A 21,251-nucleotide genomic window follows, 5' to 3' on the forward strand; every position below is an offset into this window, starting at 1 on the left:
CTGGTGATCGGGACTGACCATGCGGCGGAGGCATTGATGGGCTTCTTCACGAAATTCGGCGACGGCGCTGCGGACGTCCTGCCGCTTTCCGGACTGACCAAGCGGCGCGTGCGGGCGCTCGCCGAATATCTCGGAGCGCCGAGGGACCTGGTGTTCAAGGTGCCGACCGCCGATCTGGAGTCCGACGCTCCGCTGCGGCCCGATGAAGACGTCTACGGGGTCACGTATGATGACATCGACGACTTCCTGGAAGGAAAGCCGATCGGAGAACCCGAGTTTCAGCGCATCCTCGCGACGCACGTCGCGACGGCCCACAAGCGCGCCCTGCCACTCTCGCCGCAATGACAGGAATGGCCCTTAGGCCCCGTTACCGTGCTGACGTACCGTCGCCCACCTCGGCGGTTCCGCTTTGCGTGGTCTGCAGGACCAACAGAAGGGCCACGCCTGAAGAAATCCAGACATCGGCCGGATTGAACACGAACGGCTCCCATTCACCAAAGCGGAGGCTCAGGAAGTCAGTCACGGCGCCCCTCATGCTGCGGTCGATCAGGTTTCCGAGCGCGCCAGCCAGGATCATCGACAGGGCTGCCCGTTGCCAGCCGCGCGAACGATACGCCCATATGGCGATGACAAGTGTTATAATGCCCGTAACCCCGATCAGGACGGCTTTGCCGATTTCGCCGTCGACAGCGAACATGCTGAACGACACGCCTTTGTTGAAGGTCAGTCGCAACGGTACCAAAGGCAGAAAGTCCGTGGGGGGACCGTAAGGTTCAAGGCTCGCCCGCGCCCACGCCTTCGCTCCCAGGTCAAGTGCCGCGCCGACCAGGACCACGGCAATTGAAGCAACCGCCCTCATCTGTCCCTCGCCGCAGAGAGGTCCTGTCTTGCGTCCCGGATGATCGACCACGCCGATTGAAGGAAGAGGCCTGCAACTGCGAACGCGACCACGAGGTCAGGCCATTGTGTTCCCGTCCACCAGACCAAGCCCGCGGCGGCCACGACCGCGAGATTGCCGATCGCGTCGTTTCGCGAAAACAACCACACCGCCCGCATGTTCGCGTCGCCCTTGCGGTGCGGGATGAGCACCACGGCCGCCAGAACGTTGACGACGAAGGCGACAAGCGCGAAGCCGCCCATGAGCACGGATTCCGGCTGATGCTCGATAAACACCCTGTAGATGGTGGACGCGACGACGCCAAGTCCGAGCAGGCCGAGGAAAACACCCTGTAGAAGAGCCGCCTTGGCGCGAGCGGCGAGGCCCCATCCGACCGCGACCAGCCCCAGGAATGAGATCATGCCGTCCCCCAGGAAGTCGAGGGCGTCCGCCTGTAGCGCCTGGGAGCCGGCGAGGAAGCTTCCGACGATCTCCACGACTCCGTAGCCAACGTTCAGCAGCACGACGATCCAGAGCGCCCTCTTATATGCCGGGGTGACATGCGACAGGTCCGGAATCCTGTCGTCGTCATCGCCGTCTGCCGTGTCGCTGGATGGGCCGATGCGGTCAAGCTGATAACCCAGACCCGTGATGGCGCTTTCCAGCAGAGGCAGGCGGTTCGCCGGCTCGTCAACTTGCAGTGTCATAATCTGCGATGCGATCGATACCTTCACGTCGGCCACGCCTTCGACCTTGCGCGCGGCCCCCTCGATCTTGGCGGCGCAGGAGGAACAATCCATCCCCGTCACCTGATAGCGGATCGTGTCGGTTGCAGCTGCTGCCATTTCGTCGGTCCTCGATATTCGAATTCGACCATGGTACTACCTGTAGTGACTACAGGAGCAAGACGAAAAATGCAGATCGGCGACTTATCCGAGAAATCGGGCGTGAACATAGAGACTATTCGCTATTACGAGCGCATCGGGGTCCTCCCAATCCCAGCCAGGATGTCCAACGGCCGTCGCACCTATGGCGAAGCAGACGCGCAACGACTGTGCTTTATCCGGAATGCCCGGGAACTTGGTTTCGATCTGGCATCGGTGCGCGTTCTTCTGGCTCTCCAGGAACAACCGGAAGCATCGTGTGAGGATGCAAGCCGCATCGCCCAAAGCCAACTCGACGCCGTGGAAGATCGTATCGCCCGTCTTACGAACCTGAAAACGGAACTGCGGCGGATGATAGCCGAATGCCGTCTCGGTCAGGTGGCCGATTGCCGGATCATCGACGCCATGGCGGGAGGAAGACCCTGAGGCTGACATCAAAACTGTGTTGGCAGACTTCAACCGACAGTTCCGGCGGACGAGGCCCGGCAAGTGGATGTTGCCCAGCGTCTCGGTGTCGCGCAGCCGACTGTCGCAAAGCGTCGGCCAGTGTTTTAAGCGGCCCGTCATTGTTGTTGGAACTGGACATTGAGACGAGCACGGCCTTCGAGGAGAAACTCACGCAATCTCGGTACCAGACGCAGTCGCACAAAGACAGGCCGTCGGCGTGGTTGGGCTGCTTGCGTGGCTCAACTGAGGATCAGGCTCGCCATTTGCAGCTCAACCGGCTGATCGGCACATCAAATCTTCAACGCCTCGACAACAACCTTGAAGGCTGGCGAGTTCTGCCGTCTGCCGGGATAGAACAGATAAGCATGGACGGCTGTTGGCATCGAACGCCTTGAAGGGATCTGAACCTCTGACCCAGTCCCTCACCTCCGCATTATCATTGTCAACGGAGATAATGAGAAAGTCAGAATCTTGTCGAGACTATGCGGCAGTCACGAATTGACAGCCTCCAAAACTGCTGTAAATCAATCTCACATGGGGTCGCGATCACCCCACGAGGCGTCATGCTAGAGAATCGCGTCCATTGACCCGGCTAACGGAGGACGCGCGATGCCGTCGTTTCTTGAAATTTCACCCGAAAAGCTAAACCGCCTTATTGGTACACCGAGTGCTCCGGTGCTCATCGACGTGCGCACGCACGACGATTTCCAGGCCGATCCGAGGCTGATCCCCGGTTCGCGCCGCCATCCCTATGATGATGTCGCAGCCTGGGCGGGGCATGTGACCGGCGAAGCTGTCGTGACCATCTGCCAGAAGGGCAAGAAGCTCAGCCATGGCGTGGCCGCCTATCTGCGGACGGAAGGGATCAGTGCCGAAGTTCTGGAAGGCGGGTTTGAGGCGTGGCAAGCCGCGGGTCTTCCGCTGGTGCCGACCAGTCTCATTCCGGAGCGCGATGCTCAGGGGCGAACCGTCTGGGTGACGCGCGCGCGGCCGAAGATCGATCGTATTGCCTGCCCCTGGCTGATCCGGCGCTTCGTCGATCCGGACGCTCTCTTCCTGTTCGTTGCGGCAAGCGAAGTCGCCGCCGTCGCCGAACGTTTCGGTGCCACGCCCTTCGATATCGAGGATGTCCTCTGGAGCCACCGGGGCGAGCGTTGCACGTTCGATGTGATGGTCGAGGCGTTCGGACTTTCGACACCGCCGCTCCTGCGGCTTTCGACGATCGTGCGCGGCGCCGATACGGCCCGGCCGGATCTGGCACCCGAAGTGGCGGGCCTGCTCGCTGCATCGCTTGGCCTGTCGCGCATGTTCAACGATGACCTCGAACAGCTCGAGGCTGGCATGACACTCTACGACGCCTTCTATCGCTGGTGCCGGGATGCGACGGGGGAGGCGCATGACTGGCCTTCCGCGAGAAAGGGAGGCTGATCATGGCGGACACGATCGTTTCGGTGAAACCTTCGCGCGGGCCGACGGAGCACGGCGTCTCGTTCAGGGAGGCGTTCAAGGTCTGGCTGCGCGTCGCGGCGCTGAGCTTCGGCGGTCCGGCGGGCCAGATCGCGGTCATGCATCGGATCATCGTCGACGAGAAAAAGTGGGTCGGCGAAAGCCGGTTCCTGCACGCGCTGAACTACTGCATGCTGCTGCCCGGCCCCGAAGCCCAGCAACTCGCCGTCTATCTCGGCTGGTTGATGCATCGGACCGCCGGTGGTCTCATGGCAGGCATCCTCTTCATCCTGCCCGGCTTCCTATCGATCCTTGCGCTCAGCTATATCTACGTCCTCTACGGCGAGGTTTCCGTGGTCGCGGGGCTGTTCTTCGGACTAAAGGCCGCTGTGCTGGCGATCGTTGTCCAGGCCGTTTTCCGCATTGGCGGCAGGGCGTTGAAAAGCCCCGCGATGGTGCTGATCGCGGCGGCGGCCTTCATCGCAATCTTTGCTTTCCGGGTGCCCTTTCCCGTGATCATACTGGCGGCCGGGGCCATCGGCTTTATCGGGGCGAGAGCCGGGTACGGCTGGTTTTCGATATCGAACGGCCACAAGTCGGCGGCAGGAAAAACCCTGTCCGATGCCGACTCCGTTCTCGGGGAGGGCATGCCGGAGCACGCGAGGCCAAACCTTCGATGGTCGCTTCGCGTTTCAGTGATCCTGTTGCTGCTTTGGCTCGCGCCCGTTGCAATTCTCTACGTCACGCTCGGTCCGGACAATGCCTTAACCCAGATCGGCCTCTTCTTCAGCAAGATGGCCGTGGTGACCTTCGGCGGCGCCTATGCGGTGCTGGCTTATGTCGCGCAGGAGGCGGTGCAGAACTATCAATGGCTGCGGCCGGGCGAAATGCTCGATGGCCTCGGGATGGCGGAAACGACGCCGGGACCGCTGATCATGGTGCTGCAGTTCGTGGGCTTCTTGGGTGCCTACCGCGACGCGGGCGGTCTCGGTCCCCTGCAGGCCGCCACGATCGGTGCCGTGCTTGCGACCTGGGTGACCTTCGTGCCGTGTTTCCTCTGGATCTTCCTCGGGGCGCCGTTCATCGAGCGGCTGCGTGGCAACGCGGCCATCTCCGGCGGGATGGCGGCGATCACGGCCGCCGTCGTCGGCGTGATCCTCAACCTTGCGATCTGGTTCGGCCTGCACGTCCTGTTTGCGGACGTGACCACTATCCAGGCCGGGCCGCTCAAGATGGAAGTTCCCGTGCTTTCGTCCGTCGACTGGGCCTCGCTCGTGCTGACGCTCCTGGCGGTCCTTGCAATCTTTCGCCTGAAAATGTCGGTGATGACGGTGCTCCTCGGCAGCGCGGTGCTCGGCATGGCCTGGACCCTTGCCGGCATGCGGTGAGGGCGGGATTTATCCTCACGCGACGCTTACCGGAAGCCGCATCACGGTTTCACCGGTGATGGCCGCGACCGCGTTGGTGATGGCGGCCGTCGCGCAGACGATGGCCGTCTCGCCGGCGCCGGTCGGCGCGGCACTGCCCTCGACAAGCCGGATGTCGATGTCGGGCACATCGGACAGGACCGGAACGGCATAATCGAAGAAATTCTCGGGCGTGATTGCGCCGCCGTCGATGGCGAGCGCTTCCCTGAGGGCCATGCCGATGCCCCAGACGAGATTGCCCTCGATCTGTGCGCGAACCTGATCCGGATTGATCACCAGGCCGCAATCATGGGCGCACCACAGGCGCGCCACCTTGTATCCGCCGTCCGTGCGGATCACCCGCGCGATGGCTGCGGCATAGGACATGTCCTTGTAGATACCGCAGGCAAGGCCCATCCTCTCTTCGCCCGAGCCCGGACGATCGCTCCAGCCGGCCATGTCCGCGACCTCTTCCAGGACGGCCTTCAGTCGCTTGTGCTCCGGTGGCAGCGCCGCAAGCCGCATCGCCAGCGGGTCGAGCCCCTTGACCCGGGCGAGTGCATCAATGGCCGTCTCCATCGCCCAGTGGTTCGCGGCAGCCCCGAGGCCGCGCCATGGACCCGTCTTGACCGGGAGGCGCACATCCTCGAAGGCCACATGCGTCGCATCCGCGCGATAGGGCGGGATCGCACCCCGCCCGACGCCGGGATCGGGGACGAAGCTCGTGGCGAACTGCAGGCCCGGTCCCATGGCGGCGGAGGTGAAGATGACGTGACCGGAGCGGAACATGTGGTGCCAGCGCAAAATGCGCCCCGTCCCGTCGGCTGCCGCCCGGATACGGTGGCAGGACGGCGGTCGATGGAACCCCGCCTGGAACTCGTCGCGCCGTGACCATTGCACCTTCACCGGCCTGCCGCAGAGCCTGGCCAGCCTTGCCGCCTCCAGCTCGGCCGCAACAATGGTCCGTGCGCCAAAACCGCCACCGATCCGCATGGCATGCACCCGGACGGCTTCGCGGGAGAGGCCGAAGGCGGCGGCCAGCGTGTCGCGCACGAAAAAGGGATCCTGCGTTCCGGTCCAGATTTCCAGGCCGCCATCGACGAAACGGGCAATGGCCGTGCGGGGCTCGATCGAGGCATGTGCCGCGAGTGGCACGGACAGCGTGATATCGATGTCGAAGGGACCGCGCCCGGCCTCGCCCTCGTCGAGCATGACGTGCTCCATCTGTCCGGCGTCAGCCACGTCAAGCATAGTATCGACGTCGGCGGTCGCGTTCGGCGGACCGTTGTCCTCGTCGATTGACAGCAGGTCCAGCGCCTGCGCGAGCGCACCGCGACGGGTGGCCACGATGCCGACGAAATCGCCCTCGCGGTAGAGGCCGACATAGCCGGGCACGACGCTTGCAGCCGACGCATCGACGGAGCGGATCTGCCCGCCGATCGTGCGCGGACGGACGACCGCGCCGAACACCATGCCGTCGAGCCTGATATCGTCGGCATAGAGCGGCCGGTTGCCGGTGACGATCGCCTCGATGTCGTGCGTCGGAATGGGGCGGCCCACCGCGCTGTGACCATCCCGCCTTTCCATCAGCCTCGGCCGTGCTGTCCCGACATCCTCCGCCTTTACGAGCAGCGGCGGGCCGGACGCGAGCGCCTCGAACGTCAGAAGGCTGGCGATGCCGTCGCTGACGCCGTCCGCAACAATCTCGAGCGCCGAGACGGGCCGACCGAGCCGCTCGGCGGCCTTGTTCAAGATGGCGCTTCGAAGGGCGGCCGCCGCTTGGGCCACCAGCGGTCCGGTCTCGCGCATCGCATCGGAACCGACCGTCGAGCGGGCGACGGGAATGAGCGCCGTATCGGGCAGTTCCAGATCGATGTGATCGAGTTCGATGCCCAGTTCGCCGGCTGCGACCTGTCTCAGCCCGATGGATATGCCTTGCCCCATTTCCACGCGCGTCGACAGAAGCCTGAACCTGCCGCCCGGCCGCAAGCTGATCCAGGCGGCCGCGTCGGAGGGCGTCGATCTGTTGCGCGGCGGCAAGACGGGTATCAGCGCGAATGTCGCCCCGCCAGCAACGACCGTGATGCCCGCAGCACTCCAGCCGAGCGCCTTGAGAAAACGTCTCCGGGACAGGTCTGCCATCACCGTTCCTCCCGCATCATCGCCTGCGCCCGGATGATCGCCTTGTGTATCCGCGCCTGCGTTCCACAACGGCAGAGCACGCCATCCATGGCTTCGGCGATGTCGTCGGCACCGGCCTCGGGCCGTGCGGCAAGCAGCGCATAGGCGGTCATGATCTGCCCATTCTGGCAGTAGCCACATTGCGGCACGCTCTCGGCGATCCAGCTCTGCTGGAAGGGATGCAGTTTTGCCCCGGCGGACAGTCCCTCAAGGGTCAGGATGGCTTTGCCGTCGAGGGAACCGGCGGGGAGCAGGCAGGAGCGCTGCGCCTCGCCATCGACAACGACGGTGCAGGCCCCGCAGGAGCCGACGCCGCAGCCGAATTTCGGGCCATTGAGCCCGAAATGGTCCCTGAGCACGAAGAGCAAGGGCTCTTCTGCAAGATCGTCTGGAATGGTCTCCGCCTTGGTGTTCAGAAGGATGCGCATTGCGAGGCCTCCCGCTCGTGAAGCGATGACGTGCGTGCGATCCGGTAGACGCTTGCCGGCGGCAGGTTCAGGGGCACGAAGCGACGAAACCATGCGGCCAGGCCAAGCCGGAGCAGGACGGCTTCGGGTACAGGGCATCGCGGACCGTAGGTGAACTGGTAGAAGCACGCGTCGCCGACAAGGCGCTCGAATGCACCAGCGAGGATGCGTTCGACCTGACCCGGCGGCATCGACAGAAGCGGCAGGCCGCTGACGGCCGCCGAAAAGCCGCGACATCCGGAGGGTAGTGTTGCCGCATCGCATTCGAGCACGGATGCGGCCGGAAAGCGTATCCGCAGCAATTCGGCGAATGCCGGTTCGCGTTCGACCAGCGTCAAGGCCGCTTCGGGAATGCCACGTCGCAGGAGCGCTTGCGTAAAGACCCCGGTACCCGGTCCGAGCTCCAGAACAGGGCCGGAGCGTGGCGAGATGTCGGCGGTGATCGCCTCGGCGAGCCGGCGGCTCGAAGGGGCAACCGCGGCCACCTGGAGGGGCCGGCTTATCCATGACCGGAGAAACAGTAGGTGATCGGGCGTGCGTCGCGACAGGTTCATGTTCGGCTCCATCATTGATGAAGCCGATATTGCGAAGACCGGTTCGGTCCGCATTAACCCGGGTTAAGTCTCGCGCACGCCGGCCCGGACACGGCGCGCGATACGGCTCAGGCCGACCGGCGTGATGCCGAGATAGGAAGCCAGATCCTTTTGCGGCACGCGGGCCGCCAGATGCGGCTCCTCGTCGAGCAGCAGCCTGTAGCGGGTTTCTGCGGACATCGTCAGGAACTGGCGCTCACGGCGTTCCTTGCGCTCGGCAAAGATCATCAGCGCATTGCGCACCATGCGCGACCAGGCCAGATCGCGATCCGCCAGTTGTTCGACGACCCGGAACGGCATCCTTTCCAGCACGCAGGCCTCGATCGCGCAGACGGAAAAACTCGCCTGGCCCGAGCGCAGCGCCGAGAGGCTCGCGAAAAACTGCCCTTCAGCGACCAGCGACTTTGTCCATTCGTCGCCATGCGCGTTGAGGTAGGTCAGCTTCAGCAGGCCCTGCCGCACCACATAGATGAAGGGGTGGGCTTCGTCCTGCGAAAACAGGGCCTCCCCGGCGTTGAGATGCCGCAGTTCGATGGCGTTCATCAGGAGGTCGCGCTCGGCAAGGATTTCTCCCGCGATGCTTTCGAACAGGCCGATGGCCCTGCAATCCTCAGGCCTGACGCGCACCTTGAAATCTCCTGTTTGGACGTAAGGAAGGGCCGGCGGAACAGCATCCGCCGGCCTCGATTGTTACATCATGCGCTTGATGTCGGAATAGGCGCCATCGGTCTTCAGCGTCACCGTGACCGGATCGCCGGTGCGATTGCGCCAGAACCAGCCATGGTTGCCGTCGAAGGCAGCTTCCAGAACGCCCGAGTCCTCGGCGACGCCGCGACCCTTTTCATAGGAGATGCTCTCGCCGCCGCCATCGCCATGGGTGTCGAAGTTCACCTTCGAGCCGTTGGCCGTCCAGGCATAGTTTGCCTTGGCCCCCTTGATCATGACGAGCTTGATCTCGGCACCCTCGCCGGGCTGCAAGGTGATGGACGTTTCGTCCTGCCGCGGTGCCTCCTGCGCATGGGCGGACGAGACGCCGAACTCGCGGATGATGCGATCGAGAAGGCTCGATCCCTCGACAGGTGCCGTGCCCGTCGCGGATCCCGCCCCCTGATCCAGCGAGGCGGGCTGGTTCTGGTCGATCTGACGATCACGCTCGGCCTCGTCCGAAAGCTGGGTCTTGATCTCGCCCATCTCGGTCAGCCCCAACGTGGAGCCGAGGCCGGTCGGATCGATGCCGTATTCGGACGGCATTACGACGGTGACGAGAAGCGCGGCAGCGGCGACGACGGAAATGACCGTCGACTTGACGAGTTGCGCGGAGGTCGGCAGGTCATCGGGATTGGGAGCTTGTGAATTAAACATTTGAATTGTCCTTGTTGGATCAGGAGACGAAATAGCCGGTGAGCTGATAGCCGACGAGCAGCCAGCCCGCGGTCATCATCAGGACGTTGGCGGTGTAGGCATGGCGCAGGAAACCGGAGGTCTTGCGCCAGTAGCTCATGGCAATGAGGATGACGGCGAGCGCGATAAGCTGGCCGAGTTCGACGCCGACATTGAAGGCGAGAAGGTTGGGAACGAGCCCGTCTTCTGCAATGTCGTATTCCAGGATCTTGGTTGCGAGGCCGAGACCATGGAAAAAGCCGAAGATCAGCGTCGCCAGCCTGGTGTTCGGCTGGAAGCCCAGCCAGCGCTGGAAGGCGCCAAGGTTGTCGAGTGCCTTGTAGACGACCGAGAGCCCGATGACGGCATCGATCAGATAGGCGCTGACATTCCAGCCATAATAGACGCCGAGCAACATCGTCGTCGAATGGCCGATGGCGAAGAGGCTGACATAGATGGCGATGTGCTTCAGCCTGTAGAGGAAGAAGATCACGCCGAACAGGAAGAGCAGGTGGTCGTAGCCGGTGACCATGTGTTTGGCGCCGAGATAGACGAACGGGATCAGGTGGATGCCCGTGATTTCCTGGATGTAGCCCTTGTCGCCTTCGGCGACGGCGTGGGCTGCTGCCGTGCCCGCGAGAAGCAGAAGCGAGAGCGCGACAAGCGCCGCATAAAGAAGCGTGTGCCGGACGGACTGGCCGTGCGACACACCTCCGCGGAGTGGTGTAGTCATGAGTGTTTTCCGTAAACGAGGTGAACCGGCCGCGGGATGCGGCGTGGATCAGGCGCGGTTTACGGAGCGCGGGGGCCGGTCGATGCCGAATGGAAGGCCCCCGTCGAGGTATCCATCGACGAGCGCATAGTCCGCCTCCAGGGCGTTGCGCAACATGTCACCCGCCACCGCGACCAGACCCGCCTTTTCGTGCGTGTGATCGGCGTGATGGTGATCCGGCGCATCGGCGGCGTTAAGGGCGAACTCCAGATCGTCATCGTGCGAATGATCGCCGTGATCATGGGAATGGGCATCGTTTGCGACGACGACTGCCGGCGCGGGCACCGTAAAGTTAACCAGCCGGCGATCGGCCTATGCGATCTTTCAGCATGACCCAAGTCACTCGTGATCGCCTTTATCGCCGCCACCGGTTTCCAGCCGAAGTTATTGCCCATGCCGTGTGGCTCTATTTTCGTTTTCCACTCAGTCTGCGGATGGTTGAAGATCTGCTGGCGGCGCGAGGGATCATCGTTTCCCATCAGACGGTGCGCCTTTGGGCGGAGAAATTTGGTCGGCACTTTGCGCATGACATCCGGCGACGCTCAGCCGGAAAGCTCGGCGACAAATGGCACCTCGATGAAGCCGTCATCTCCATTGGCGGTAAGAAACACTGGCTGTGGCGGGCTGTCGATCAGGATGGCTTCGTTCTCGACGTGCTGGTGCAGAGCCGCCGAAATACCAAGGCCGCCAAACGCCTGATGCGAAAGCTTCTCAAAGGCCAAGGGCATGTGCCGCGCGTCATGGTCACCGACAAACTGCGATCCTATGGCGCTGCCAAGCGAGACATCATGCCCGGCGTCGATCATCGTTCACACAAAGGCCTGAACAACCGGGCTGAAAACTCCCATCAACCGACACGACGGCGAGAGCAGATCATGAAGGGCTTCAAGTCTGCCCGACATCTCCAGCGCTTCGTTTCAATTCATGACCCGGTCGCCAATCTCTTCCACTTTCCACGCCACAATATTCCATCCGATCATCACCGCGAACTGAGAGCCGCAGCCATGCGGATGTGGAATGAGATCGCACGCCTGCAGGCAGCATAAGCGAGAGCGGCGGACGAAGCTTTTGACCGGAGTCTCTTAACTTTACGATGCCTTACGGTGCCTTCTCAGGCTGATCTACGGGATGCGGATGTCCGTCGCGAGTGGCAGAACATCGATATATTCATCCTGCTGCCCCGCCTAAACTGGGTTTTCATTATTGAGAACAAGTTCCAGAGCAACCAGCACGAAGGGCAGCTAGCCAAGTATGCCGATCGTGTGCGTTCAATTTTCGAGCCTCATGAAGGTGCCCTAAAGGTAAGGGGGATTTTTCTGACCCTCTACGAAGAGCCACCTCAGGATGAAAATTTCGTACCCATCCATTACTCCGCGATCTGTGAAATCCTGCCGAGCCTGCTTGAACAGCACGGGGAGACCATCCGCAGTGATGTCGGGTTGTTTGTACGCCATTATGTCGAAATTATACGGGAAGCGACCGGGATGAGCAGTGAACGGATCGAAATAGAAGGTCTGGCGCGCCAACTCTACCGCTCGCATCGTAAGGTTTTGGACTTCATCATGGAGTACGGTGCCACTACTGATTTTGTGCTCGCAGTAGAGTCCGCATTCGGGGAAAACCTGGATTACGGTGATGATTTTGTAATAGACGACCGCACCTTCATGTTCAGCGGGCACAATAATTATCAGGCTTCATTCCTTCCTCGGCGCTGGGTGGAGAGCCTCGGTCCGGATCTGAAATGGGAGGGCTGCGAGACATGGTGGGCTAGGTACCCTTTGATATGTTGGTTGGAACTCCGTGAGGACGGGGATAGCAGTTCCGGACGGCTGATGCTATTCGCTGAAGTCGGCCCCCTGCGGGATTACGAACTAAGGAAGGATCTCATCGAGCGGATTGATGAGGCTAGCAAAGCTGATGGCACGAGGCTTGTCGGGTTTCAAAAGGGATCCACCCAGCAAGGCAAGAAGTATTCGCGATTTTTCAAGAACAATGGGGTGCATATCAGCGACACCCAAAACATCGAAGAATTGGAGAAGGCGATCAACACTCTCATGAGGCGCTTCGATCCCGTTTTTGAGGTGCTAGCGCCGTCAGTGTCGGACTTCAAGAAATTTGTCGTGACCCAAAGCGCCTGAAAGAAATCCGCGACCTCGGACACAACGGCGAGAGAGTGTCAGCGTTCTTGTTCCGCTCCGACGGAGCCGGCTCATCCATGCATCTACAGGGGCAGGACAATCAAAGGCCAGTCCCTGCAAGAAGGCGATGCCTCCGCCAGAGATTACCAGATGATCAAGGCCATGGGCGTCACAAGATCCCCCACGCCCGAAACCTCCCCCTCCCCGTCATCTCCCTCAAGCCGAGCTCCAACACGATCCGCCGCGCTCCTTGCGGCGTCACCTCGAGCGTTTTTGCCACCATCCCCGCCGACACCAGCGGTTTTGCCATCACCAGCTCGACCAGCTCCGGCAGCTTTGACGAGGTTCGTCTTCCCGCCAGCTTGCGTTCCATCATCTGCCGCGCCAGCGCCAGCCGGTCATGCTCCTTGAGACCGATCTCGGCGGCCGCGATAAAACCCTGGGCGATGGCCAGCAGCCGGGTTTCGCGGTGGCGATGGCGGCGGCGATCAACCGGGATGGTTTTCAGGCCGAGATTGATGGCCGCGAGGTGACCACCTGATGTGACACCACCGTGGCGCAGGATGGATGCGGCCAGCAGCCGGCCCATCCAGCCGGCGTGCTGCAGGACGGCAATCTCGTTCCAGGCGTCGAGCGCAATGATCGCCTGCAGCACCGCCGGAAATTCTTGCGCCCCGCGCAGCATGGCGCGCCATTCCTCCAGCCGCGCATCCTCATCCCAATCAAGATCATAGACCAACGGGTCCCGCTCCCGGCCGGGAGCGGGGCCGGGAGCGCTTTTCGCGGGGCCCGGCTTCCTGGCCTGTTCGATCACCGCTTCCGAACGGGCCAACAGTGCATCGATGGCGGCGAGCTCGGCATCCAGGATATCCTCACCAGCCTCCCCGTCCCCTTCAGCGAGCCCTGGCCCGTCGGCAACCTCACCCGTCGCGGCTTCGTCGGCCACACCGGCGCCCCCATCTCCCAAAGATGCAGCAGGCCACGCCTGCCCGGGCCGGGTCTGGCGGAGGCTGCGCAGGCCGTCTTCTGAGAGTGCCCAGGCGGGCGGCTGTGACACGATGCGTCGACGGGTGCGCAGCACGTCGCGGGCGATGGTGAGTTCGTGGGTGGGGGTGCGGATATCGCGAAGGCTGTCGTGGAGGATGAGGTCTTCGAGGTGGACGAGTTCGCCATCGATCCACAGCGAGGCGCAGGCGTCGGCATATTGGGTGCGCTCGAGGAAGCCGCCTCCGACCGGCGAGCGGGCGATGCGTTCGTCGAGGCGGGCGAAGGCGCTGCCCGCGTCGGCGACGGGTTTCAGCAGGGTTGGGATGGGCAATTTGGATAGATTGTAAGCCATTGATCTTATGGTAAATGATTTGCTAAGCGAAAGCTAGTTCGGGGTTCGGGTTCGCCACTGGATAGAATGCTCCAGGCCACGCCTGGCCGCCGATAAGTTTCAAGTATCGATAGTAATGGTTTTGGAGTCGCAAATCGCCTAAGCTCGCCCCAAACCACGGCTGCTCGGAGCTTAAAACATGGAAGACCGCGTCAGATTTGCCCTCGAGAAGCTGCTGAACATCGCCCACGACAATACCGGCCAAGGCCGCCGGGTAGCGAAGTTGCTGCTCGCCTGGTGGAACGCCGAGGCGCTCGGCGGCTTCGACATCGCCGACCTGTTCGCCGTCGACCGCGAGGTCTCGGAGGACATGGCGACGATCTTCACCTACCTCGCGCGGGTGGAGAACGCCGTCTATCCGACGGAATACCGTGGCGAGATCGAAAGCATCATCAAACGCTGGCGATCGGAGCCGGCGTGAAAAGGACGGAAGTCATGACAGATTCAATCGGTTCGAGCCGTCGGCGTGTGCCGCTGCGCCCGGGCAAGTTCGACGAAGCGGCGCTTCACCTCGGCAAACAGCGCCGGCGGCAATGGCCCGAAATAACCGCTGTCGCTGTCGACCGGCCGGATGTCCGGTCCCGGCCAGGCGAAGCGGTTGCTTTCGGAAAGCACGATCCACGAGCGCTCGTCATCGAGCCCGAGGCGGCGCTTGGTCGCCGGCGGAATTTCGATCGCCTCGTCGGCCCGGCCCGGCGGCGTGTGGGTGATCGGCAGCACGCGCACCACCGGCGTGCCATCCTCGAGCGTGGTGACCAACGCCAGCACCAGACAGGGCCGGTCCTTGTCGCCCTCTTCGCGGCCTTCGAGATGTTGCCAGTGCCAGAGATAGGAATAGCGGAAGACGTGGCCGACCTTGATTTCAGTCGGCAGCATTCTTGCCCGTCAGCAGTTCGGCATTGAGATGATCGAAGCCTGGCTCCATTTCGGATTTTTCGACCGCGGCGATGTCATCGTCGCTCAGTTCCGCCGTCGCTTCGACGCGACGGTCGCGCCGCGACAGCCGCAGATAGTCCTCATAGGCGATCAGCACGGTGCGCGGCCGGCCGTTTTTGGTGATGATCACCGGCTCACGCACGGCGGCATCCTGATAGGCCCCGAAGTTCTTGGAAACCGCCGCGGCGGTCACGGTCGACGTCATGTCAAAACTCCTTTTTCCGGAATATACGGATTTTCCGTAATTCCCGCAAGATCGCCGGAGACTAGGGTCAATGATTGACAATCATAGAGCGGCGGAATCGGACAGCCAAGCGGTCCACCGCCGCTCCGAGGAACTTGACGCGCTTGACGCCATCCTGCCGTTCGACCGGCGCGATCAGCTGGCCGCGCTGCTGACCGACGACGACGTCGCTACGCTCAAACATCTCGCAGCCGAGGGCATGGGCGAAAACACGCTCAGGGCGCTAGCCTCCGACCTGGGTTATCTCGAGGCCTGGTGCCGGCTGGCGACCGGCTCCCCCCTGCCCTGGCCGGCGCCGGAATCGCTACTCCTGAAATTCGTCGCCCACCATCTCTGGGATCCGGTCAAACGCGCCGAGGATTCGGCTCACGGCATGCCAACGGAGGTCGAGGCGGGATTGCGCGCCGAGCGCCTGCTCCGAGCCTCCGCCCCGCATGCGCCCGGCACGGTGCGGCGGCGGTTGACGTCGTGGTCGATCCTCACCCGCTGGCGCGGTCTCACCGGCGCCTTCGGCGCACCATCGCTGAAGAGCGCGCTGAGGCTGGCGGTCAAGGCAAGTAATCGGCCGCGCCAGCGCAAGAGCAAAAAGGCCGTGACCGTCGATATCCTGGCGAAGGTGCTTCAGGCTTGTGCAGGCGATCGGCTGGTCGATGTGCGCGACCAGGCACTGCTCTTGGCCGCCTTTGCCTCCGGCGGCCGCCGTCGCTCGGAAGTGGCGGCGCTGCAGGTCGAAGACCTTTCCGACGAGGAACCGGTGCGCGCCAATCCGAACGACGAAAACTCCCCTCCCCTGCCCTGTCTGTCCATCCTTCTCGGCCGCACCAAGACGACGACCGCCGACGATGACGAACATGTACTGTTGATCGGCCGGCCGGTGACCGTGTTGAAGCGATGGCTGTCCGACGCGCAAATTAAGGACGGGCCCGTTTTCCGGCGCATCGATCAGTGGGGCAATGTCGACCGGCGGGCGCTGACGCCGCAATCGGTTAACCTGATCCTCAAACGCCGCTGCAAGCAAGCCGGTCTCGATCCGGCGCTGTTTTCGGCGCATGGCTTGAGGTCCGGCTATCTGACCGAGGCGGCAAACCGTGGCATTCCGCTGCCGGAAGCGATGCAGCAGTCACTGCACAAATCGGTGACCCAAGCGGCGAGCTACTACAACAACGCGGAACGAAAGAATGGACGAGCGGCGCGGCTGATCGTCTAGGCGGGAGTACGCGCCGAACAGTGCATCGGCTCGCCTCTCAAACGACTGCCATCCTTCCGGTTCCGCTTTCGCCTCCCGATCTATCGTGCCGGTCAGCGGCCGATGCTGCCCTGCCCCGGGCCTCGGCACGCTGCATCAGCGACGCCATCTCTCCCCTCAATCGATGCGAGCGTTGCAGGTTGGCGGCGCGCGCGGCGTTGATCGATAAGAATGGCAAAATCAGAATGGAGTTCTTGCGAAAACGACAAAAGCCCGGCGCGGGAAGAGATGCACCGGGCTTCGCTTCTGGCCGCAGGGGAAAGCCGAACGATTTGTCGCCGCGCCCGGCACTCCCCCGCCTTCTCCAATCGCCGTGGCGGTGGCGCTATTTTTTGCCTCGTTGTTTCATCCGTATGCTGATGGGACCACCCTCGGCCTGGCGAACTTCGAATTGGTTCGTCTTGCGGATAAGATCGCTGAGTTTTCGGAAGCCGAAGGTGCGGGGGTCGAAATCCGGTGCCAGGTTCAGGAGCTGCTTGCCGACGGTGCCCAAGTTCACCCAGCCGTCCTCGGTATCCTCCTGCGACAGCACCTTCTTGATCAGCGGAACGGCGGCGTTCGCCGGCTGCAGCGGCTTGTCGACGGACGCCGTGTTCTGCTCGTCCTTAATCGCGCCGGAAAGCAGGTTCTCGGTGTAGACGAATCGCCGGCAGGCTTGGCGAAAACTCTCCGGCGTCTTCTGCTCGCCGAAGCCGAACACATCGACGCCTTGCTCGCGTATCCGGGCGGCCAGCCTTGTGAAATCACTGTCGGAGGAAACAAGGCAGAAGCCGTCGAAGCGGCCGCTGTGCAGCAAGTCCATTGCATCAATCACCAGGGTGATATCGGAGGCATTTTTTCCCGTCGTGTAGGCAAACTGTTGCTGTGGAATAATCGCGTGTTTCGCGAGCACATCCGCCCACGCTTTGGACCGCGTGCCTGAGAAATCGCCATAGATACGACGGACACTGGCTTCCCCTAACTTGGCGACCTCTTCGAACAATCCGTCGACGATCTTTGCCGAAGTGTTATCGGCATCGATGAGGACCGCAAGGCGTGGTGATCGAGTTTCAGACGGCATGCTACGTTCCCCTCCTCCGATCGGCAAAGCTTAACAGCCGCTTTGCGGTAGCACTATCCGGCTTTCCGGACCGCGTCCTGGTTCGCCCGCATCAGTGCCATCAGCATTGGCCCGAGCGAAAACTCGCCGCGCGCCGCCTTTCGCGTGAGATCCCGGAGATAGCCGCCGGCATTGTGGATGTGCCCCGCCCTTTGGAGGATGCATGCGACAGCAACCGCGGCATTCTGCTGTCCCATGACCTCGCAGGCTTCCTGATAGGCTGATGGGCTGACCCCCAGCATCGATCGAACGACGACCGCCGCGGACATCAGGTCGCGCCAGCCTCCAACCGCGCCGCCTGGCGCATAATCGTTGATCTCTGGGCAGGCCTTCAGCACCATACCCAACGGAAATGCCTTTATCGGCTCGCTCGTCGGCCGGCTGGTCTGGCTCGAGTTCGCACCCTGCTCATGTCTAGAGCGAGGTTCAAGTTCATTGCTGGATTCGGTATTTGAATTCTGTATGTGGCGTTCGTTTTGACCAGCATTGCTGCCCATATTTTCGGAATTTTCCTGAATTTCCAGCCGGTTGATGATTTCCTCGCGGAGCATCTCCATTTCCTCGAGGATTTGCTGTAGATCCGCAATCGTCGGCGTGCGGGGGATGCGCCCGGTCAGGCCGAGGAATATCTCCTCGATGCGTCCCCAGTCGCCGGCAGCCCCCTCCTCCATCGCCGCGCTGATCAGCTTGCGGACATCGCGCCGGCAGATCGACAATGCTTCCTTGGTGATGCGGAAGCGCTTGCGCTCTGCGGCAACCTGCTGTGCGGCGTGCGCTAGCTCCTCGGCGCGTGCCAGCAGCGGCGCCAGACTGAAGCCGAAGGCCTCCTCGATCGCGCCGGTTTCGTCCTTACGGGCGTAGCGTTTGCCGTTGGCGCTGTCCTTGCGCTGGATCAGGCCAGCGTCGACCAGCGCGGCGAGCTGCCGACGCAAGGTCGTGCCGGCAATGCCGTGCGCACGCACGGCGAGCTGATCGTTCGATGGGAATACGACCAGGCCGCGGTCTTCCGAAAGCTCGTTGTCCGGATAGAACGTCAGCAGCGCATCCAGCACCGCCAAGGCGCGGTCCTGGATGCCGAGCACCGCCCTCGCTTCGCAGGCGTCTCGGAACACCTTCCATTTGTCGGCTGTCTTGCCGGGTTTGATGTCGGCCGTCCGCATTTGCCCTTTGACTTGGGCAAGCGAAATCGGCCGCCGCCCGAAGGGCGTCGTCACATTTCCAACCTGCATTTCACTTTCGCCTTCAAGTTAGGCAAAGAATACCGGCCGCCCAAAACGCACGTTGCGACTCTTGACAGGGATTCGTGGAAATGCGATTCTCGATCTTGCTTAAGGATATGAGAAGGGCTTCCACGACAGTGATGTCTGGGGGCCTTTTTCTTTGCGGTTTTTGTCTCCGTTTTTTCCTACTGCTCCGACTTCCTGAACGCCTCGTACAGGCTCTCAAGATTGCTAGAAATCCACTCGCCGAACGACTTCGCATCCTTATTTCTGATGTCGAGCGAGAAGCCTTTTGGTTGTGCCTTTGCCACGACGCTAACCAACTTGTCCTCAGGGACCCACGCTTGGCCTTTTGGCCTCGATTTGCTGATTTTCTTCTTTGGCTTTTCGGTATCGAGGTGGCGCGTCAGGAGTTCCAAACGCTGATCGCTATCAGCAGTTTGAAATTCCGGAGATCCAGTAAGCTCCGCCACCTTCTCTTCTACACCGCCGTCACGGAATTTGAGGGCGAGTCTGTACCAACGATCGCGGCCGCTGCTCTTGGCGGGTCCGATTGCGCGAATGACGTCTACAGGGATGTCATTGGTGACGGAGATCATCTTAGAAACTACGGTTTTGTCGACCGACAGCGACGCCATAATCACTTCGCGATCGTAACCGCTACGTTCGAGATTGCTCGCAAATACCGCCTTCTCAATGAACGAGAGGTCGGCCCTGGCACTGTTTTCTTGCCCTTGGGCGATGACGTGGTTTTTGTTATCGAGCTCCTTAACAACCGCCTTAACAGGTCTGCCGAGCGCTCTTGCGGCACGCACCCTTCGATGGCCGAAGACCGTCATGTAACGGCCTTCCGAATCCGGGTGTGGACGCACCAGGATCGCGCTGTCTTGCCCCCTTTGACGGATAGCCTCGACGAGTTCCTCGAAGGCCTCTGTGTCATCGCCCATGCGATCGGCGACGAAAGAAGCATCTATTGTTGCGGGGTCCAATTCCACCACGGTTGCCCCTTCGAGCAATCGTGCCTCGAACTCCTTAGCTGCTTGTGCTTTTTCAGCGAGCTCGTCGATCGATTTCGTTATGGCGCCGAAGGCACCTCGATTGCGGTTTCGCTCCATGGCTGGCGACAGCGAAGGCGTCGAATTCTCGGGTGCCGGCGCCGAGTTGACCATGGTCAACTTGCGTTCAGTGATTGAGGTCAGGAGGTTCTTTCTGGACATCATCGACCCCACGCTTTGTGGATCAGACCAACGATTTCATCGTTCACGCGATGAAGGGATTCCATGGCCCGGTCATAGGTCGTTCTCGTAAATTGCGAGCGTTCAACCTCGTAAAGTGATTGCTTTGTAATCCCCGCGTCCGATATGGCCGTGCTCTTCAGCATCTCATTGACGAGCACATGCTGCTTAAAGAGCGAGCGCATGAAAGCAACCATCTGACTTTGAGGACCGTCGGTGGGCTCATACCGCGTCACCAGATAACGGAGCCAATCGAGACGCATATTGGCGCCGGCACGCTTCAGGGTCCCCATGACCTCTCCCATCATCAGCAGAAACTGACACATCGACATGACGTCGAGCATTTGGGGATGGACAGTGATCAATATACCCGTCGAGGACGACATAGCCGTGAGGGTCAGGTAGCCAAGTTGCGGCGGGCAGTCGATAATGACCACGTCGTAGTTATCCGCAACGTCGCCTAGTGCTTCATCGAGACGACCGAAAAAAATGCGGCCCATGGAGCCGTCATTTCGGGCTAGCGCAAGCGGAGTATCATATTCGTATTCCTGCAGTTCGAGGTTCGCTGGAACGATGTCCAAGCCGGGAAAGTTGGTCTTCTTAACAAGCTCAGACAGAGACTTCCGCTGGTCGTCATACCGAAGCGCTTCATACAGAGATTCATTGTGGTCGATCTCCGGCTGGAATCCGTGAAGGGCTGAAAGCGATGCCTGCGGATCGAGATCGATGGCGAGAACACGGTGTCCCGTAAGCGCGAGATGCTGAGCTAAGTGAGCAGTCGTGGTCGTCTTTGCTGAGCCACCTTTGAAGTTAACAGTCGCGATCACCTGCAGGTGTTCGGACCCACGTCGATGAGGTACGTACTTGGCCGCAGAACGACTGTTCTTGTCGAGGAAATAACGCATCTCGAGCATTTGCTCGGCCGTATAGGAACGCCTGCCGGACGGTGTTACCATCGGCTGCGGGCCTTTGCCTTCCAAGCTCAAGTTCTTAAGGTAACCGCTTGTCACTCGAAGGTACTGCGCTGCCTCGGACAATTGGAACGGCCGCAGTGTCTTCTGAGCGTTCGGCGGGAACATTTCCAGCCGATGCTCGTGAAGCATTGCGGAAAGCTCGTTGGCTTGCTGGGTGATCAGCAAATCCACTTCCACAATCTGGTCCTGAATGCTCGCTTTCACATTCATCGAAAAATCCTGCACATGCACTTTAAACGAGTTATTCGCTTATTAACCGCATGTAGCGGTGATTCTGTCGATCCGGCAAGAGTTTTTAAGTTAACGAAAGGTTAACCACAAACTCATG

Annotated in this window: 24 protein-coding genes; 9 read left to right on the forward strand and 15 right to left on the reverse strand. The window is 61.5% G+C overall.

The features are described from left to right. Positions 1 to 345 (forward strand): NAD(+) synthase (gene nadE / locus FN060_RS02625; protein ID WP_185929032.1); only part of this gene is annotated, 345 nt, incomplete at its 5' end. A gap of 22 nt (positions 346 to 367) precedes the next feature. On the opposite strand, the gene lspA is transcribed toward nadE, so the two are convergent. Both lspA and FN060_RS02635 read right to left on the reverse strand, forming a co-directional pair. Then, positions 368 to 859, reverse strand: coding sequence for a signal peptidase II (gene lspA / locus FN060_RS02630; protein WP_080843345.1), 492 nt, complete (start codon positions 857 to 859; stop codon positions 368 to 370). Next, positions 856 to 1,722, reverse strand: coding sequence for a cation diffusion facilitator family transporter (locus tag FN060_RS02635; RefSeq protein WP_225341519.1), 867 nt, complete (start codon positions 1,720 to 1,722; stop codon positions 856 to 858). The genes lspA and FN060_RS02635 overlap by 4 nt, the downstream gene beginning before the upstream one ends. Positions 1,723 to 1,791: 69 nt before the next feature. Between FN060_RS02635 and FN060_RS02640 the strand changes: the two genes are divergently transcribed. From FN060_RS02640 to chrA, 3 genes are all read left to right on the forward strand, one after another. Then, complete coding sequence (locus FN060_RS02640) at positions 1,792 to 2,187, forward strand: MerR family transcriptional regulator (protein WP_097143401.1); 396 nt, start codon at positions 1,792 to 1,794, stop codon at positions 2,185 to 2,187. A 630-nt stretch (positions 2,188 to 2,817) separates the two neighbouring features. After that, complete coding sequence (locus FN060_RS02645) at positions 2,818 to 3,636, forward strand: chromate resistance protein ChrB domain-containing protein (RefSeq protein ID WP_052642660.1); 819 nt, start codon at positions 2,818 to 2,820, stop codon at positions 3,634 to 3,636. 2 nt (positions 3,637 to 3,638) lie between these two features. Continuing rightward, on the forward strand, positions 3,639 to 5,042 hold the full coding sequence (chrA, locus tag FN060_RS02650; protein ID WP_142586774.1) for a chromate efflux transporter: 1,404 nt from the start codon (positions 3,639 to 3,641) through the stop codon (positions 5,040 to 5,042). A gap of 15 nt (positions 5,043 to 5,057) precedes the next feature. On the opposite strand, the gene FN060_RS02655 is transcribed toward chrA, so the two are convergent. The 6 genes from FN060_RS02655 to FN060_RS02680 all read right to left on the reverse strand — a co-directional run bounded on the left by FN060_RS02655 (position 5,058) and on the right by FN060_RS02680 (position 10,414). Next, positions 5,058 to 7,202 (reverse strand): xanthine dehydrogenase family protein molybdopterin-binding subunit, encoded by a 2,145-nt coding sequence (locus FN060_RS02655; protein WP_052642657.1) that lies wholly within the window; start codon positions 7,200 to 7,202, stop codon positions 5,058 to 5,060. Then, a complete protein-coding gene (locus FN060_RS02660) occupies positions 7,202 to 7,669 on the reverse strand; it encodes a (2Fe-2S)-binding protein (protein ID WP_052642655.1) in 468 nt (155 codons plus the stop codon). The genes FN060_RS02655 and FN060_RS02660 overlap by 1 nt, the downstream gene beginning before the upstream one ends. Continuing rightward, positions 7,654 to 8,262, reverse strand: a complete 609-nt coding sequence (locus tag FN060_RS02665) for a class I SAM-dependent methyltransferase (RefSeq protein ID WP_244467752.1) — start codon at positions 8,260 to 8,262, stop codon at positions 7,654 to 7,656. The genes FN060_RS02660 and FN060_RS02665 overlap by 16 nt, the downstream gene beginning before the upstream one ends. 63 nt (positions 8,263 to 8,325) lie before the next feature. After that, positions 8,326 to 8,844 carry a Crp/Fnr family transcriptional regulator gene (locus FN060_RS02670; RefSeq protein WP_142586775.1) on the reverse strand — a complete coding sequence of 173 codons (519 nt, stop codon included), beginning with the start codon at positions 8,842 to 8,844 and terminating at the stop codon, positions 8,326 to 8,328. A 147-nt stretch (positions 8,845 to 8,991) separates the two neighbouring features. Then, the gene (locus FN060_RS02675) at positions 8,992 to 9,663 is read right to left on the reverse strand and encodes a transmembrane anchor protein (RefSeq protein ID WP_142586776.1); all 672 of its coding nucleotides are present in this window, start codon (positions 9,661 to 9,663) and stop codon (positions 8,992 to 8,994) included. 19 nt (positions 9,664 to 9,682) lie between these two features. Continuing rightward, a complete protein-coding gene (locus FN060_RS02680; RefSeq protein ID WP_082077839.1) occupies positions 9,683 to 10,414 on the reverse strand; it encodes a HupE/UreJ family protein in 732 nt (243 codons plus the stop codon). 36 nt (positions 10,415 to 10,450) lie between these two features. On the opposite strand from FN060_RS02680, the gene FN060_RS02685 reads away from it, so the two are divergent. Genes FN060_RS02685 through FN060_RS02695 form a run of 3 tightly spaced genes read left to right on the forward strand, consistent with a single transcriptional unit; the run spans position 10,451 to position 12,591 of the window. After that, positions 10,451 to 10,786 (forward strand): hypothetical protein, encoded by a 336-nt coding sequence (locus FN060_RS02685; protein WP_185929034.1) that lies wholly within the window; start codon positions 10,451 to 10,453, stop codon positions 10,784 to 10,786. After that, a complete protein-coding gene (locus FN060_RS02690; protein WP_142586778.1) occupies positions 10,783 to 11,499 on the forward strand; it encodes an IS6 family transposase in 717 nt (238 codons plus the stop codon). Before FN060_RS02685 ends, FN060_RS02690 begins: the two co-directional genes overlap by 4 nt. 57 nt (positions 11,500 to 11,556) lie before the next feature. After that, on the forward strand, positions 11,557 to 12,591 hold the full coding sequence (locus tag FN060_RS02695) for a PD-(D/E)XK nuclease family protein (RefSeq protein ID WP_142586779.1): 1,035 nt from the start codon (positions 11,557 to 11,559) through the stop codon (positions 12,589 to 12,591). Positions 12,592 to 12,760: 169 nt separating this feature from the next. Here the strand turns inward: FN060_RS02695 and FN060_RS02700 are convergent, their stop codons facing one another. After that, complete coding sequence (locus FN060_RS02700) at positions 12,761 to 13,930, reverse strand: RHE_PE00001 family protein (RefSeq protein WP_210310804.1); 1,170 nt, start codon at positions 13,928 to 13,930, stop codon at positions 12,761 to 12,763. Positions 13,931 to 14,108: 178 nt separating this feature from the next. On the opposite strand from FN060_RS02700, the gene FN060_RS02705 reads away from it, so the two are divergent. Continuing rightward, the gene (locus tag FN060_RS02705) at positions 14,109 to 14,390 is read left to right on the forward strand and encodes a DUF7673 family protein (protein ID WP_142586781.1); all 282 of its coding nucleotides are present in this window, start codon (positions 14,109 to 14,111) and stop codon (positions 14,388 to 14,390) included. Between the two features lie 23 nt (positions 14,391 to 14,413). On the opposite strand, the gene FN060_RS02710 is transcribed toward FN060_RS02705, so the two are convergent. Both FN060_RS02710 and FN060_RS02715 read right to left on the reverse strand, forming a co-directional pair. Further along, positions 14,414 to 14,845: a type II toxin-antitoxin system PemK/MazF family toxin gene (locus FN060_RS02710; protein ID WP_142586782.1), complete on the reverse strand. Its 432-nt coding sequence runs from the start codon at positions 14,843 to 14,845 to the stop codon at positions 14,414 to 14,416. After that, positions 14,832 to 15,110, reverse strand: coding sequence for a type II toxin-antitoxin system Phd/YefM family antitoxin (locus FN060_RS02715; RefSeq protein ID WP_046119001.1), 279 nt, complete (start codon positions 15,108 to 15,110; stop codon positions 14,832 to 14,834). The genes FN060_RS02710 and FN060_RS02715 overlap by 14 nt, the downstream gene beginning before the upstream one ends. Before the next feature lie 70 nt (positions 15,111 to 15,180). Here FN060_RS02715 and FN060_RS02720 point away from each other — a divergent pair, with 70 nt between their 5' ends. After that, entirely contained in the window at positions 15,181 to 16,356 is a 1,176-nt protein-coding gene (locus tag FN060_RS02720) for a site-specific integrase (protein ID WP_142586783.1), read from the forward strand. A gap of 364 nt (positions 16,357 to 16,720) precedes the next feature. On the opposite strand, the gene FN060_RS02725 is transcribed toward FN060_RS02720, so the two are convergent. The 4 genes from FN060_RS02725 to repA form a co-directional block, all read right to left on the reverse strand. Further along, positions 16,721 to 17,455: an NYN domain-containing protein gene (locus tag FN060_RS02725; RefSeq protein WP_142586784.1), complete on the reverse strand. Its 735-nt coding sequence runs from the start codon at positions 17,453 to 17,455 to the stop codon at positions 16,721 to 16,723. 53 nt (positions 17,456 to 17,508) lie between these two features. Continuing rightward, positions 17,509 to 18,723, reverse strand: a complete 1,215-nt coding sequence (gene repC / locus FN060_RS02730) for a plasmid replication protein RepC (RefSeq protein WP_142586785.1) — start codon at positions 18,721 to 18,723, stop codon at positions 17,509 to 17,511. Positions 18,724 to 18,899: 176 nt separating this feature from the next. Further along, the gene (gene repB / locus FN060_RS02735) at positions 18,900 to 19,934 is read right to left on the reverse strand and encodes a plasmid partitioning protein RepB (protein WP_142586786.1); all 1,035 of its coding nucleotides are present in this window, start codon (positions 19,932 to 19,934) and stop codon (positions 18,900 to 18,902) included. Further along, the gene (repA, locus tag FN060_RS02740) at positions 19,931 to 21,133 is read right to left on the reverse strand and encodes a plasmid partitioning protein RepA (RefSeq protein WP_041409793.1); all 1,203 of its coding nucleotides are present in this window, start codon (positions 21,131 to 21,133) and stop codon (positions 19,931 to 19,933) included. Before repA ends, repB begins: the two co-directional genes overlap by 4 nt. Between the last annotated feature and the right edge of the window lie 118 nt (positions 21,134 to 21,251).

This window comes from Pseudorhizobium halotolerans (assembly GCF_902153235.2).
In the GTDB taxonomy this organism is placed as follows: domain Bacteria; phylum Pseudomonadota; class Alphaproteobacteria; order Rhizobiales; family Rhizobiaceae; genus Neorhizobium; species Neorhizobium flavum.